Source organism: Sanguibacter biliveldensis, from assembly GCF_033798665.1.
Taxonomy (GTDB): domain Bacteria; phylum Actinomycetota; class Actinomycetes; order Actinomycetales; family Cellulomonadaceae; genus Sanguibacter; species Sanguibacter inulinus.
Genome location: NZ_CP138359.1, coordinates 2,131,573 through 2,146,282 on the forward strand (window position 1 = coordinate 2,131,573; position 14,710 = coordinate 2,146,282).

A 14,710-nucleotide genomic window follows, 5' to 3' on the forward strand; every position below is an offset into this window, starting at 1 on the left:
CCCAGAGACCCCACCGTCGATCCTCACGAAGGCTCCCGCGACCACCGGCGAGGCTGTCGCCCGCGGACGCAGGCGTCGCGCCCGGCGGCGCCTCGTCGTCATGCTCGTGCTCGCTGCGCTCGTCGTGGTCGTCTACCTCGCCTCGCTGATGATCGGCAAGACCTTCTACCCGGTGTCCGACGTGCTGCGGGTCGTCGCCGGCGACGACGTCGCCGGGGCGAGCTTCACGGTCGGGCGCCTGCGGCTGCCCCGGGCGAGCCTGGCCGTGCTCGCCGGGCTGTGCTTCGGGCTCGGCGGCGTCACCTTCCAGACCATGCTCCGCAACCCGCTCGCCAGCCCCGACATCATCGGCATCAGCTCGGGGGCCAGCGCAGCAGCGGCCTTCGCGATCGTCACGCTCTCCCTCGGGACCCGGGCGGTCTCGATCTTCGCGATCCTCGCAGGGCTCGCGGTCGCGATCCTCATCTACCTCTTGTCCTACAAGGGCGGGGTCGCCGGGACCCGGCTGATCCTCATCGGGATCGGTGTCGCCGCGATGCTCGACAGCCTGACCGCCTACGTGCTGTCCCGCGCGGCCGAGTGGGACCTGCAGGCCGCGCAGCGCTGGCTCACCGGCAGCCTCAACGGTGCCGGCTGGGCGCAGGCCGTACCGGTGCTCGTCGCCCTCGTCGCGCTCACCCCGGTGCTGCTGAGCCAGTCGCGGAACCTCTCGGTCACCCAGCTCGGCGACGACACGGCGGCGGCGCTGGGCGTCCGCGTCGACAGGACCCGGCTGGTGGTCATCGTCGCAGCCGTGGGCCTCATCGCCTTCGCGACAGCCGCCGCGGGACCGATCGCCTTCGTCGCGTTCCTGTCGGGCCCCATCGCCGCACGGCTCGTCGGGCCTGGTGGGTCGCTGCTGATCCCCGCCGGGCTCGTCGGGGCGCTCCTCGTGCTCGTGGCCGACCTCGTCGGCCAGTACGCCCTCGGCACGCGGTTCCCCGTGGGGGTCGTCACCGGGGTGCTCGGCGCGCCGTACCTCGTCTACCTCATCGTCCGCACGAACCGCGCCGGGAGCTCACTGTGACCACCACCCACACCCTCGTCGCCGAGAACCTCGTCCTCGGCTACGGCGACCGCACGGTGATCGACGGGCTCGACCTCCTCGTGCCACCGGGCCAGGTGACAGCGATCGTCGGGGCCAACGCCTGCGGCAAGTCCACGCTGCTGCGCTCGATGTCCAGGCTGCTCAGCCCGCGCGGCGGGCAGGTGCTGCTCGACGGCAAGCAGGTGCACAAGACCCCGGCCAAGCAGCTGGCCCGCACCCTCGGTCTGCTGCCGCAGTCCCCCGTCGCCCCCGAGGGCATCACCGTCGCCGACCTCGTCGGGCGCGGACGGCACCCGCACCAGGGCATGCTCTCGCGCTGGAGCGCCGCCGACGACGCGGCCGTCGCCGAGGCCCTCGACGCGACCGAGACGGCTGGTCTGGCCGACAGGCCCGTCGACGAGCTCTCGGGCGGACAGCGTCAGCGGGTGTGGATCGCGATGGCCCTGGCGCAGCAGACCGACGTGCTGCTGCTCGACGAGCCCACGACCTTCCTCGACGTCAGCCACCAGGTCGAGGTGCTCGACCTGCTCACCGACCTCAACCACGCCCGCGGCACCACGATCGTCATGGTCCTGCACGACCTCAACCTCGCCGCGCGCTACGCCGACCACCTCGTCGCCCTCGCCGACGGACGCGTCCACGCCGCCGGGACGCCCGCCGAGGTGCTCACCGAGAGCACCGTGAAGACGGTCTTCGGCCTCGACAACCAGGTCATCGTCGACCCGACGTCGGGCAAGCCGCTCATGCTGCCGATCGGGCGGCACCACGTGACGGTGACGCCTCGGGGCTGAGCACCCCTCGTCGACTGCCGCCCCGCGGACCGAGGTCGCCCTGCGAGGACCGAGGTCGTGCAGCGTAGGCCGAGGCTGCACCGCTGACCGCGAAGTCGTCCCGCGGAGGCCGAGGTCGTGCAGACACGCCGGACCGACGAGCACAGGCTTCGATCTTGGCGTGTCTGCACGACCTCGGGTCACCGCGTACGAGCTCGAACCGGTGCGTGCGACCTCGGGGCACCGCGAGCGACCTCGAACCGGTGCGTGAGACGTCGCGGGGCCTCTGAGCGACCTCGGGTCGGGATCTGCCTCCAGACCACGGACAGCCCAGCGGCACACCATCGACCGGGGTCAGCTGTCCGCGAGGACCCCGTCGATCTGGCCCATGGCGAGACTCATGCCCTCTTCCATGCCCATGGCGATCAGCGCGTCGAGGTGCTCGAGGCTCGCGAAGGTCGTCACGATGGTCATGCGGGTCCGTCCGGCGGAACCGTCGGCGCCGTCCCCTCGGTCGGCTTCCTCGAGGGTGACGACGGCGCGGGTGGTGTCCGTCGTCGGCACGCCCTGGCCGTCGTCGGCGAACCCGTCTTCGAACTCGAAGGTCCGCGGCGCGTCGACGGAGAGGATCTTCCACCATCCGCCGGCCTTCTCGCCCTCGGGACCTGTCATGTAGTACGTCGACCGTCCGCCCGGCACGAGCTCGTGCTGGTCGAAGGTCGCAGGCCAGGTGGGCGGTCCCCACCAGCGCTCGAGCTGGCGGGGGTCTTCCCAGATCTGCCACACGCGCGCGACGTCCGCGTCGTGCTCCGAGACGATGGTCAGCGTGAGCGCTGACGGGTCCTTGTGACTGCTGATGACAGGCATGGTGCGTCCTTCTCTCGGTCGTCGTGCGGTGGTGGTGATGATGGTGAGACTGGCTGTCCTTCTCCCGACGCGGGTCGGGGCTTGCGGAGACTGCTCGGGGTCTGGTCCGACGCGGGCTCCCTCGGCCTACTCCGCGAGCAGGTCGTCGATCCTGTCGGCGCGCAGGCGCCAGATCTGCTCGTAGCCCTCGAGCAGGCGTGCTGCCCGGCGGATCGCGTCGAGGTTCCCGTGCACGATCTGCTCCCGTCCGTTGCGCTGCTTGGTCACGAGCGTCGCGCGCTCGAGCACGGCGACGTGCTTCTGCACGGCCGCGAAGCTCATGTCGTAGTCCTGAGCGAGCACCGACACCGACCGCCCGTGCTCGACGACCCGCGTCATGATGTCCCGACGGGTGGCGTCGGCGAGGGCTTGGAACACCCTGTCGACCTCTGCGTCGCTCCACTGATCTACAACCATAAAGTTGTACGTTACGCGTGACGTGGGTCATGCACAAGAGGCTGGTCCGCGCGAGGTGGTCGGCCCCCGGCCACCGGCCACCGGCCCCCGGGATCGCGCCGGACCAGAGACAGCCCGCGGCACCGTCGTCGGCAGCGCCTGCGACGGGGACTGCAGCGGCGCCTATGGCAGCGCCTACGACAGCGAGCCTGACGCCCGACCAGAGCCGCCCCGCCGGCCGCGCCGCAGGCTGTCGACCTCGTGACCGCTCCGTATACGATGACCACCACCTCCGCGCTCCAGGTCTGCGCACGGACGGACGCGCGGCGACGACGCCAGGCCACCCCCCTGGACCGACAGCAGTTCGGTGCGACGGCGCCCCGAGGCGAGAAGGGACCCGAGATGACACCCGCACCGATCGTCGAGATGCGCGACGTCACCGTGGCGTTCCCGGGGACCCTCGCGCTCGACAGCGTCTCGCTGCGGCTGTTCCCCGGCGAGGTGCACTCCCTCCTCGGCGAGAACGGTGCCGGAAAGTCGACGCTGCTCAAGGTGCTCACGGGTGTGCGGCCCGCAGACTCCGGCTCGGTGACAGTCGACGGGGCACCGGCCGAGATCACCCGACCGGCCGACGCCATCCGGCTCGGCATCCGCACGGTCTACCAAGAGCTCGAGCTGCTGCCCAACCTGTCGGTCGGCGAGAACATCATGCTCGGCCAGGAGCCCAGCCGGCTCGGCCTGCTGTCCACCCGCGCGATGCACACGAGCGCCCGCGCGGCCCTCGAGGCCCTCGAGGTCGACCTCGACACCCGTGCGCGCCTGGGCAGCCTCCCCCTCGCGGTCCAGCAGCTCGTCGCGATCGCCCGCGCGACAGCCGTCCACCCGCGTGTGGTCGTGCTCGACGAACCCACGTCGAGCCTGGACCCCGGCGAGGTGACGACCCTGTTCAGGACGGTCCGCCGTCTGCGCGACGCGGGGATCGCCGTCGTCTTCGTCTCGCACTTCATGGAGCAGGTCTACGAGATCTCCGACAGGCTTACCGTGCTGCGCGACGGGCGCCTCGTCGGGGAGTACCTGCCGCAGGAGATCCTCCGCGTCGACCTCGTCCACAAGATGGTCGGCACCGGGGCGAAAGCACTTGCCCAGGTCGCGGCGCAGGTCGAGGCGCGCGACGTCGACGACGGTCCGGCGCTCGTCCGAGCCCGCGGGCTCGGGCGCATGGGTGCCGTCGCCCCCTTCGACCTGGACGTCCGCGAGGGCGAGGTGATCGGGGTCGCCGGGCTCCTCGGCTCCGGTCGCACCGAGATGGTGCGGCTGCTCACGGGGACCGACCGCCCCGACACCGGGACCCTCGACGTCTACGGCGTGCCTGTCCAGTTCCGCAGCCCCCGCGACGCGATCCGCTCGGCGGTGGTCTACTCCTCCGAAGACCGCCGGCACGACGGGATCATCGACGACCTCAGCGTGGCCGACAACATCGTGCTGGCCCTCCAGGCGCAGCGTGGGTGGCACAGGCCGCTCTCCCGCGAGCACCGCGAGGAGCTCGTCACGAGCTACGTCGAGTCCCTCGACATCCGCCCGACCGACCCGAGCGTGCGGGCCGGCACGCTCTCCGGGGGCAACCAGCAGAAGGTGCTGCTCGCCCGCTGGCTCGCGACGGCACCCCGGCTGCTCGTGCTCGACGAGCCGACCCGTGGCATCGACATCGGCGCCAAGGTCGAGCTGCAGAAGCTCGTCACCGACCTGGCCGACAACGGGATGTCTGTCGTCTTCGTCTCGGCCGAGCTCGAAGAAGGGCTGCGGATGAGCGACAGGATCGTCGTGATGCGCGACGGCGTGCTGGTCGCCGACGTGACGAACGATGGCCTTACCCTGGACTCTGTGCTCGCGCTCATCGCCTACGGCGACAGGGCTCCTCGATGACCGGACCCGGCTGGACGCGCCCGCGCGACGCCATGGCTGGCCCGGCGACGATCGATGGCACCGCGACCCGGTGCCGGACGGAACGGACCTCTTGAACGAGAAGGACAAGACCACGCGCTCGGCCACGATCTTCGACGTCGCCCGGCTCGCCGGAGTCTCGCACCAGACGGTCTCACGCGTCCTCAACGACATGCCGAACGTCCGGGCGTCCACCCGCGACAGGGTCCAGCAGGCCATCACCCAGCTGCGCTACGCGCCCTCCCCCGCCGCCCGCGCCCTGGTGACCAAGCGGTCCAGGCTCGTGGGCCTCGTGGTCACCGCGGGCGTGGACTACGGGCCGTCGTCGATCGCACTGCACGTCAACGAGGCGGCCCGACGGGCCCGATACTCCGTGCTGACCATCTCGATGCTCGCCCCCGACGTGACCGAGGTCCGCCAGGCGATCGAGTCCCTCGTGCGCCAGAGCGTCGAGGGGATCGTGCTCGTGGCAGCCGACCGCGCTGTGGTCGGTGCGAGCTACGAGATCGAGTCGGCTGTCCCCGTCGTGACCGTCGACGCGACCCGCTCAGCGGCGGGCGAGTCTGTCGCGATCGACCAGCACGAGGGCGCCCGGCTCGCGACCGAGCACCTGATCTCCCTGGGCCACACGGCGATCGCCCACCTGGCCGGCCCGGCGACGTCTCCCGACTCCCTCGAACGGGTGCGGGGATGGCAGTCGGCCCTGACCGCCGCCGGGCTGCCCGCGACAGGGTTGGCCCACGGCGACTGGAGCCCGGGGAGCGGGTACGCCTACGGGCTCGACCTCGCCGTCGACGCCTCGTGCACTGCCGTCTTCGCCTCGAATGACTCGATGGCCCTGGGCCTCGTGCACGCTCTCGGCGACAGGGGTCTGAGCGTCCCGGACGACATGAGCGTCGTGGGCTTCGACGACCTGCCGGAGGCTGCGCACTACAGACCGCCGCTCACCACGGTCCGTCAAGACTTCGAGGCGCTCGGCACGCTGCTCGTGCGGCGCCTGCTCGCCGCGATCGAGGCAGACGGCTCGGCCGCGGTCGACCACGTGACCCCTGAGCTGGTCGTCCGGCAGTCGACAGCGAGCCCTCGGCACGGCCGCGCCTGACCCGCCCGGGGCACTCCGAGGAACGAAACTGTGAGCGCTCACATTTCGTGACCGGAACGTGACCAGAGGGTCTTGCCCTCATCGCCGTGAGCGCTAACAATAGACATCGCAGGGCCGGCAACCCCACTCCCCGATCACCCTCGGGACCAGGCGTGACGTTCGATGTGAGCGCTCACACCACTCCGCCGGACCGACCTCCCGAGGTGCGTGCCCCACAGGGCACGACCACGCAGCGCACGGCACGCAGGGCACGTCCGAGCCATCCGCTCAGCACCTCGACCAGCAGCAGCCCAGACTCACCAGCCCCACCGGGACCGCGCACCGACGCTCGGTCCCCCATGCAGAGCCCGGACGGGTTCGCGCACCGCAGCGCGCCGTCTGGACCGTCGAAGGAGACGCACCCTCATGAAGAGCTTCCGCACAGGCTTCGCAGTCCTCGCCATCTCCGGCCTCACTCTCGGTCTCGCCGCCTGCGGGTCCGACGACGACTCCTCCGCAGGAGGGTCCGGCGGGGGCGACGACGTCGTCACCGTCGGCTTCGTGGCCGTCGGCCCCGAGGGCGGCTGGCGCACGGCGAACGAGAACAACATCAAAGAGGCGTTCAGCGCCGAGAACGGCTTCGACCTCAAGTACTCCCCGGCCTCCGACGGCTCGCAGAACTCCCAGATCACCGCCTTCACGTCGTTCATCGACGAGGAGGTCGACGTGATCCTGCTGTCCGCGACCGAGGCGACAGGCTGGGAGGACGTGCTGTTCAAGGCCCAGGAGGCCGAGATCCCCGTGGTGCTGCTCGACCGCGGCATCGAGCCCGACAACACCGACCTCTACGCGGCGCACATCGGCCCGGACAACTACTCGATCAGCGTCTCGGCCGCCGAGTGGGCCCAGGAGACCTTCCCCGAGGGCGCCAGCTACGTCGTCCTCGAGGGCCCCGCGGGTCTCTCGGTCGTCAACGAGCGCAACAAGGGCTGGGACGACACGATGGCCGACGCCACAGGCTTCACCAAGCTCGAGAGCCAGGACGCGAACTGGTCGACCGACCAGGCCAAGAGCGTCTTCGAGACCATGCTCAAGTCGCACAACAACGACGTCCAGCTCGTGTTCGCGCAGAACGACGAGATGGGCCTGGGCGCCGCGCAGGCCGTCGAGGCCGCCGGCCTCACCCCGGGTGAAGACGTCAAGATCATCACGATCGACGGCACCAAGGCCGCGCTCCAGGGCCTCGTCGACGGCCAGCTGAGCTTTGTCGCCGAGTACAACCCGCTCTTCGGCGAGACCGCCGTCGAGGTCGTCAACTCGCTGCTCGCCGGTGAGTCCGTCGAGTCCGAGTACGTCATCGACTCGGTGACCTTCGACTCCCCCGAGGCCGCCGAAGAGGCGCTCCCGACCCGCGCGTACTGACCGCAGGCACGCCGCACCGGCACCAGGCCCTCGGGTCGTGGTGCCGGTGCGGCACTGCTGCACAGCGCGGCACTGCTGCACTGCTGCACCGCTGCACCGCTGCGCTGCGGCACCGCTGCGCTGCGGCACCGCTGCGCGCGCACCCGCACCCGAGCCACGAACGACGAGCACGAACGACGAGGCGAAGACATGAAACCACCGGCACCCGTGGTCGAGATGACGGGGATCTCCATCGAGTTCCCCGGCGTCAAGGCCCTCGACGACGTCGCCCTGCGTCTCTACCCGGGCGAGGTCCACGCCCTCATGGGTGAGAACGGCGCCGGCAAGTCGACACTCATCAAGGCGCTCACGGGCGTCTACACCGTCGACGCCGGCACGATCGTCGTCGACGGTCAGCAGCGCGACCTGCGCGGCACCGCCGATGCCCAGGACGCCGGCATCGCGACCGTGTACCAAGAGGTCAACCTCTGCACCAACCTGTCGATCGGCGAGAACGTCATGCTCGGCCACGAGGCCCGCGGGCCCTTCGGGGTCAGCTGGCGCCGCACCCACGCCCAGGCGCAGGCGGCGCTCGCCAGGCTCGGGCTCGACGACCTCGACACCCACGCACCGCTCTCGTCGCTGTCGATCGCGCTCCAGCAGCTCGTCGCGATCTCCCGGGCGATGGTCGTCGACTGCAAGGTGCTCATCCTCGACGAGCCCACGTCGAGCCTGGACGCCCACGAGGTCGCGAACCTCTTCACGGTGATGCGCAGGCTGCGCGACTCCGGTGTCGCGATCCTCTTCGTCTCGCACTTCCTCGACCAGGTCTACGAGATCACCGACAGGCTGACAGTCCTGCGCAACGGACGCCTCGTGAGCGAGCACCTCACCCGGGACCTGTCCCGCGGCGACCTCGTCTCGGCGATGATCGGCAAGGACGTCGCAACCCTGACGTCGCTCGGCTCCGAGCGCGCCGCGCGGGTCACCGACCCAGGCGCCGTCCCAGTCCTCGAGGCGCGGGGCATCGGCCGCAAGGGCTCGATCCACCCCTCGGACGTCGAGGTGCACGCCGGAGAGGTCGTCGGCTTCGCCGGGCTGCTCGGCTCCGGGCGCACCGAGCTCGCACGTCTGCTCTACGGCGCCGACCGCCCCGACACGGGCGAGATCCGCGTCGACGGACGGCGGACGTCGTTCGGGTCGCCCGTCGCCGCGATCGCCGAGAGGGTCGCCTTCTCGACCGAGAACCGCCGCGACGAAGGGATCGTCGCAGACCTCTCGGTCCGCGAGAACCTCGTCCTGGCCGTCCAGGCCAAGCGCGGCTGGATGCGACCGATCCCGCGCAAGGAGCAGGACGAGCTGTGCGCGCGGTACATCGCCGAGCTCAACATCCGCCCGGCCGACGCCGAGCGTCCCATCAAGAACCTGTCCGGCGGCAACCAGCAGAAGGTGCTCCTCGCCCGCTGGCTCGCCACAGCACCCAGGCTGCTGATCCTCGACGAACCCACCCGCGGCATCGACGTCGGCGCCAAGGCCGAGATCCAGGAAGCCGTGGTCGCCCTGGCCGCCGAGGGCATGGGCGTCGTGTTCATCTCCTCCGAGCTCGACGAGGTCGTGCGGCTCAGCGACACGATCGTGGTGCTCCGCGACAGACGCGAGGTCGAGACGATCGCCAACGGACCGACAGTCACCGCCGACACCATCGTCGGCATCATCGCCAGGGAAGGTGACGCAGCATGAGGTCAGCACTGCGCAGCCAGTACTTCTGGGGCGTCGTCGCCCTCGTCCTGCTCGTCGGGGTCAACGTCGTCAAAGACCCGAGCTTCGTGCAGATCACCATCAACGACGGCAACCTCTACGGGTCGCTCATCGACATCCTGCGGGCCAGCGCGCCCGTGCTCATGATCGCCACGGGCATGACGCTCGTCATCGCGACGGGCGGCATCGATCTGTCCGTGGGCGCCGTGATGTGCGTGGCGGGCGCCGTCTCGATGGAGTTCCTCGCCAACGTCTCCGACCCCGGGTCCCTGACCTCGGTCCTGTCGGCCCTCGGGCTGGCGCTCGGGCTGAGCCTCGTGCTCGGCATGGTCAACGGGTTCTTCGTCTCGGTCCTGGGCCTGCAGCCCTTCATCACGACCCTCATCATGATGCTCGCCGGGCGCGGGATCGCGAAGGTCATCACCGCCGGGCAGAACACCACGGCCACGAGCGCCCCCTTCCGCTGGATCTCCAACGGCTACGTGCTCGGCTTCCCGGTCGCCTTCCTCATCGCGCTGGTCGTGGTCGCGGCGCTCGCCCTCGTGGTCCGCCGCACGGCCCTCGGTCTGATGATCGAGTCTGTCGGCATCAACCCCAAGGCCTCCCGCATGGCGGGGATCCGGCCGCGGAACATCCTCTTCACGGTCTACGCGGTCTCCGGGCTGCTCGCCGGGATGGCCGGGGTGTTCACGACGGCCAACGTCATGACCGTCGAGGTGGCCAAGACCGGCATGAACATGGAGCTCGACGCGATCCTCGCCGTCGTCATCGGCGGTACGTCGCTGGCCGGCGGGAAGTTCTCCCTCGGCGGCTCGGTGATCGGCGCGCTGCTCATCGTCACCCTCGACAAGACGATCACCTTCCTGTCGATCCCGTCCGCGGCGACGCCCGCCTTCAAGGCCGTGGTCATCGTCATCATCTGCCTGCTGCAGTCCGAGCGGGTCCGGGCGCTGTTCACCCACCGACGACCCAGACCGCCCGCGCCGCCGGCCCAGAACCCCACGCAGACCCTCGAGGAGGTCGTCGCATGAGCACCACCCTCGACGTCGAGCGCCCCACCCGCAGCCCGCGGCTGCGTCCACGCCTCAACCTCGCGGCGTTGCCCACGGTCGCCGCCGTGGTGATCCTCGCGATCATGCTCGTGTACGGCGAGCTCGCCTACGGCAAGATCTTCCAGCTCAACACGCTGTCCAACCTGTTCATCTCGAACTCCTACCTCATCATCCTGGCCGTCGGGCTCACCTTCGTGATCCTCGCCGGGGGCATCGACCTGTCCGTCGGGGCCGTCGTGGCCTTCGCCTCGGTCTCCGGGGTGATGCTCGTCAACGCGGGAGTGCCGTCGGTCCTCGCGATGGTCGCGATGATCGCCATCGGCGCGGTCTTCGGGCTGATGTCCGGGGTGCTCGTGCAGTACTTCAACGTGCAGCCCTTCATCGCGACGCTCGCGATGATGTTCCTCGCCCGCGGTCTCGCGTCGATCCTCAGCACCGCTCCCGAGCGTCTCGCCGACGACTCCGGCTTCCGGACGCTCTCCGACGAGATCAAGCTCATCGACGGACCCAAGCTCAACGACCTCGTCATCACACCCAACGTGGTCATCGCGCTGCTGGTCGCCGCCGCTGGCTTCGTGCTGCTGCACAGGACCCGCTTCGGCCGGACCGTGTACGCGATCGGCGGCTCCGAGCAGTCTGCGACGCTCATGGGCCTGCCCGTCGCCCGCACCAAGGTGTGGATCTACGTGGTGAGCGGCACCTGCGCCGGGCTCGCCGCCGTGGTCTACACCTCGAAGCTCGGCATCGCGCAGAACATCACCGGCACAGGCTGGGAGCTCGACGCTATCGCCGCGACGGTGATCGGCGGGACGCTGCTCACCGGCGGCGCCGGGTACGTGCTCGGGTCCGTGGTCGGTGCGCTGGTGCTCGGCCTGATGAACGTGCTCATCACCCGCGACGGGAGCATCCCCGCAGAGGCGACGACCATCATCACCGGCGTCGTGCTGCTCGCCTTCGTGATCCTGCAGCGCGCGGTGACGCACGCCCGCAGACGGACCTGAGGCGGGCACCCGGCTGCACCACAGCCGTGCTCGCCCTGCCTGCACTGTCTGCACTGCCCGCTCGACCTGCACGACCCACCACCCGCCCGACCCGCTCGACAGCACCACCTGAGCACCAGCAGCACCCGTCCCCCTGACGGGCCCGTGCACCGTGGCACGGGCCCGCCGCCCCCGGTCCCTGGTCGTGCGCGCCCTGGGACCGGGGACCATCCCTGACGAAACGGTGATCGACGATGATTCCCCGACCCCTGGGCGGCGCGCTGGCCGCGCTCGCCCTGCTCTCCACGTCCCTGGTGGGAGCCGGTGCCGCCGGCGCCGCAGTCCCTGACAGAGCGCCCGCCGCGGTCCCGCTCGCGGCGCTGCCCAGTGCCCTGCCCGCAGCCACGGCTGTCGCCCCCGACGACCTCCTCCTGCACTACGGGCTCACCGAGACCTCCGGCACCGTGGCCGCTGACTCCTCCGGGAACGGTCGCGACGGCGTGGTCGTCGGCGCCGCCACCTGGACCGGCACAGCCGTCGACCTGCCAGGTGGGCCGAACAACGCGGCCTACGTGCGCCTGCCCGACGGTCTGCTCACCGGGGTCACCGAGGCGAGCGTCAGCGTCGAGGTCAAGCCTGACGCGTCGGCCCTGAGCCGACCGTCCTTCCTGTGGAACCTCGGCGGCACCTCGGACACCGGGTCGTGGTTCACCTCGACCAACGGGACGCTGCGCTCCACGATCACCCCGTCGAACTGGTCCGGCGAGCAGAACGCGGCATGGACCGGACGCAACCTCACCGCCGGCGTGTGGCAGAACGTCACGACCACGCTCGCCGACGACGGCGACGGCACGTCGACCATGACCCTCTACGTCGACGGAACCCAGGTCGCCCAGAACACCGGCGTGACCCTCGACCCGGCCGACCTGGCCGCGCACACCACGAACCGGCTCGGCGGGTCCGCCTACGGCAGCGACGACAGCTTCGCCGGGGAGGTCGCCGAGCTGCGCGTGTACTCGGCCGCGCTCGACGCCGCCGAGGTGCGCGCCGTCGCCGACGAAGACGCCCAGTCCACCGCAGAGGCCGTCGCCGCGGCGATCGACCTCGGCGACACCGCCGCTGTCACGACCGACCTCGTCCTCCCGCAGAGCGCCACCTGGACCACGAGCGACACCTCGGTGGTCACAGCCGGCGGCGCGGTGACACGGCCCGCCGAAGGCTCGGCCGACGCCTCAGCAGTGCTCACGGCGACAGTCACCGTGCGCGGCGCCGTGGTCACGCGGGACATCACCGTGACGGTCCTCGCCGAGCTGTCGGCGGACGACAAGGCCGCGGCCGACGCGGCGGCCCTCTCGGTCCACGGCGCTGACGCGCTGCGGACCGTCGTCACGCTGCCGAGCAGCGGGCCGCTGCACGGGTCGACGGTCACGTGGGCGGCGTCGGGCGACGCCCTCGACCTCGTGACGAGTGAGGGCACCACCTACGCAGACCCCGTCCGGCCCGGCTACGGGCACGCCGCGGCGTCGGCGACGCTCACCGCGACGGTGACGTCCGGGACCACCGAGGTCACGGTCGAGGTGCCGGTGACCGTCGCCCCGCTGCCCCGCGCGGTCGACGACGAGGCCTACGCCTTCGCGTACTTCACGGCGAACACCGTCGCCGGGGAGAACATCTACCTCGCGGCCTCGCAGGGCAACGACGCGCTGTCCTGGCAGGAGGTCAACGGCGGGGAGCCTGTGCTCACCTCGACCTTCGGCGAGAAGGGGCTGCGTGACCCGTTCATCATCCGCTCGGTCGAGGGCGACACCTTCTACCTCATCGCGACAGACCTCTCGATCGGGCGGGACGGCGACTGGAACCGGGCGCAGACCGACGGCAGCCAGTACGTGGAGATCTGGGAGTCGACCGACCTCGTGACGTGGTCGGAGCAGCGGCACGTGAAGGTCTCCCCCGACACCGCCGGCATGACGTGGGCGCCCGAGGCGTACTACGACGACGAGCGCGGGGAGTACGTGGTGTTCTGGGCCTCGCGCCTGTTCACCGACGACAGCCGCACCACCTGCATCACGACAGACAGCGGGGCCGGGTGCTACGCCCGGATGATGTACTCCACTACCAAGGACTTCATCACCTTCTCCGACCCGAAGATCTGGCAGGACACCGGGGCGGCCCGCATCGACTCGACGGTGATCAAGGACGGCGAGAGCTATTACCGCTTCACCAAGGACGAGGGCGGCCAGACCGGCTGCACAGACATCATCGCGGAGAAGAGCAGCAGCCTGACCGACGTCACGACAGCGGCGAGCGTGGCGGCGGGTGAGGGCTGGACCTCGGTCGCGTCGTGCATCGCACGGGCCTCAGGGTTCTCCGGCGCGGTCGAGGGGCCGACGGTGTTCAAGGCGAACCCGGGTGACACCAGCCCCTTCGACTACTACCTCTACCTCGACAACTACGGCGGCAGCGGGTACTTCCCGCTCGGGACCGACGACCTCGACTCCCCCGTGTGGACCCGCGTCGACGGCAGCCTGCCGGCCTCGCGCCACGGGACCGTGGTGCCCGTGACGCAGAACCAGTGGGCCTCGCTCACCGGGACGGCGCCGAGCGTCACCACGTCGACGACGACCCTCGAGGTGGGCGAGGACGGGACGCTCACGGCGACCGTCACCGCGGCCGACGGCTTCGAGGTCGGCGGAGAGGTGAGCTTCACGGGCGAGGGCTGGGAGCAGACCGCGACCATCACCGAGACCGACGGGGCGTGGACGGCGACTGTCACGCTGCCGACGGCAGCCGCTGCTCGAGCGGCAGGGCTGGCAGAGGTGGCAGAGGTAGCAGAGCCGGCTGCGCTCGCGGAGACGACGACTGTGACGGCGACCTTCGCGGGGACTGCGGAGATCGCCGGGAGCAGCGTGTCGGTCGACGTGGCTGTCCCGGGTGAGCCGACGGAGCCTACTGAACCCACGGAGCCGACAGAGCCTGGCCAGCCTGGTGAGCCGGGTGAACCCGGTCAGCCCGGTGAGCCTGGGCAGCCGACAGGTCCGGCGACGCCGGGGCAGCCTGGGGGCGGGGCCGGCGGCACAGACGGGACCGGCTCGCCGACGTCTCGCACCGGTGGGTCGTCCACGACAGGGGCTGGTGGGCTCGCGGCCAGCGGGACCGACGGGGTGCTGGTCTGGAGCCTGCTGGCACTCGTCCTGCTCACCGCCGGGACTGTCGCGCTCGCGCGGCGACCTTCGGCGCGGGGGGACGGCGCAGCCTGACCACGCGCCGCGGGCGGGGAGCAGCACGCTCCCCGCCCGCAGTGCGTCCCGCCCGCAGCCCACCCCGCGCCTGCGTGCTCC

General features: G+C 70.8%; 11 protein-coding genes. 9 read left to right on the forward strand and 2 right to left on the reverse strand.

Features of this window, described 5'->3' with window-relative positions; translation table 11 throughout:
- The first annotated feature begins 19 nt into the window (after positions 1–19).
- Both SANBI_RS09345 and SANBI_RS09350 read left to right on the forward strand, forming a co-directional pair.
- Positions 20–1,066 (forward strand): FecCD family ABC transporter permease, encoded by a 1,047-nt coding sequence (locus SANBI_RS09345; protein ID WP_319161238.1) that lies wholly within the window; start codon positions 20–22, stop codon positions 1,064–1,066.
- Positions 1,063–1,878, forward strand: a complete 816-nt coding sequence (locus SANBI_RS09350) for an ABC transporter ATP-binding protein (protein WP_319161102.1) — start codon at positions 1,063–1,065, stop codon at positions 1,876–1,878. Before SANBI_RS09345 ends, SANBI_RS09350 begins: the two co-directional genes overlap by 4 nt.
- A gap of 333 nt (positions 1,879–2,211) precedes the next feature.
- Here SANBI_RS09350 and SANBI_RS09355 read toward each other — a convergent pair whose 3' ends face one another.
- Entirely contained in the window at positions 2,212–2,724 is a 513-nt protein-coding gene (locus SANBI_RS09355; RefSeq protein ID WP_319161104.1) for an SRPBCC family protein, read from the reverse strand.
- A gap of 126 nt (positions 2,725–2,850) precedes the next feature.
- Positions 2,851–3,180 carry an ArsR/SmtB family transcription factor gene (locus tag SANBI_RS09360; RefSeq protein ID WP_319161106.1) on the reverse strand — a complete coding sequence of 110 codons (330 nt, stop codon included), beginning with the start codon at positions 3,178–3,180 and terminating at the stop codon, positions 2,851–2,853.
- 381 nt (positions 3,181–3,561) lie between these two features.
- Here SANBI_RS09360 and SANBI_RS09365 point away from each other — a divergent pair, with 381 nt between their 5' ends.
- The 7 genes from SANBI_RS09365 to SANBI_RS09395 all read left to right on the forward strand — a co-directional run bounded on the left by SANBI_RS09365 (position 3,562) and on the right by SANBI_RS09395 (position 14,629).
- Positions 3,562–5,082 carry a sugar ABC transporter ATP-binding protein gene (locus SANBI_RS09365; protein WP_319161108.1) on the forward strand — a complete coding sequence of 507 codons (1,521 nt, stop codon included), beginning with the start codon at positions 3,562–3,564 and terminating at the stop codon, positions 5,080–5,082.
- A gap of 91 nt (positions 5,083–5,173) precedes the next feature.
- A complete protein-coding gene (locus SANBI_RS09370; RefSeq protein WP_319161110.1) occupies positions 5,174–6,202 on the forward strand; it encodes a LacI family DNA-binding transcriptional regulator in 1,029 nt (342 codons plus the stop codon).
- Positions 6,203–6,607: 405 nt separating this feature from the next.
- Positions 6,608–7,603, forward strand: a complete 996-nt coding sequence (locus SANBI_RS09375) for an ABC transporter substrate-binding protein (protein ID WP_319161112.1) — start codon at positions 6,608–6,610, stop codon at positions 7,601–7,603.
- 189 nt (positions 7,604–7,792) lie between these two features.
- Positions 7,793–9,322: a sugar ABC transporter ATP-binding protein gene (locus tag SANBI_RS09380; protein ID WP_319161114.1), complete on the forward strand. Its 1,530-nt coding sequence runs from the start codon at positions 7,793–7,795 to the stop codon at positions 9,320–9,322.
- On the forward strand, positions 9,319–10,371 hold the full coding sequence (locus SANBI_RS09385; RefSeq protein ID WP_179913625.1) for an ABC transporter permease: 1,053 nt from the start codon (positions 9,319–9,321) through the stop codon (positions 10,369–10,371). Before SANBI_RS09380 ends, SANBI_RS09385 begins: the two co-directional genes overlap by 4 nt.
- Positions 10,368–11,393 carry an ABC transporter permease gene (locus SANBI_RS09390; RefSeq protein WP_319161116.1) on the forward strand — a complete coding sequence of 342 codons (1,026 nt, stop codon included), beginning with the start codon at positions 10,368–10,370 and terminating at the stop codon, positions 11,391–11,393. Before SANBI_RS09385 ends, SANBI_RS09390 begins: the two co-directional genes overlap by 4 nt.
- A gap of 233 nt (positions 11,394–11,626) precedes the next feature.
- Positions 11,627–14,629, forward strand: coding sequence for a LamG-like jellyroll fold domain-containing protein (locus SANBI_RS09395; protein WP_319161118.1), 3,003 nt, complete (start codon positions 11,627–11,629; stop codon positions 14,627–14,629).
- Positions 14,630–14,710: the final 81 nt, after the last annotated feature.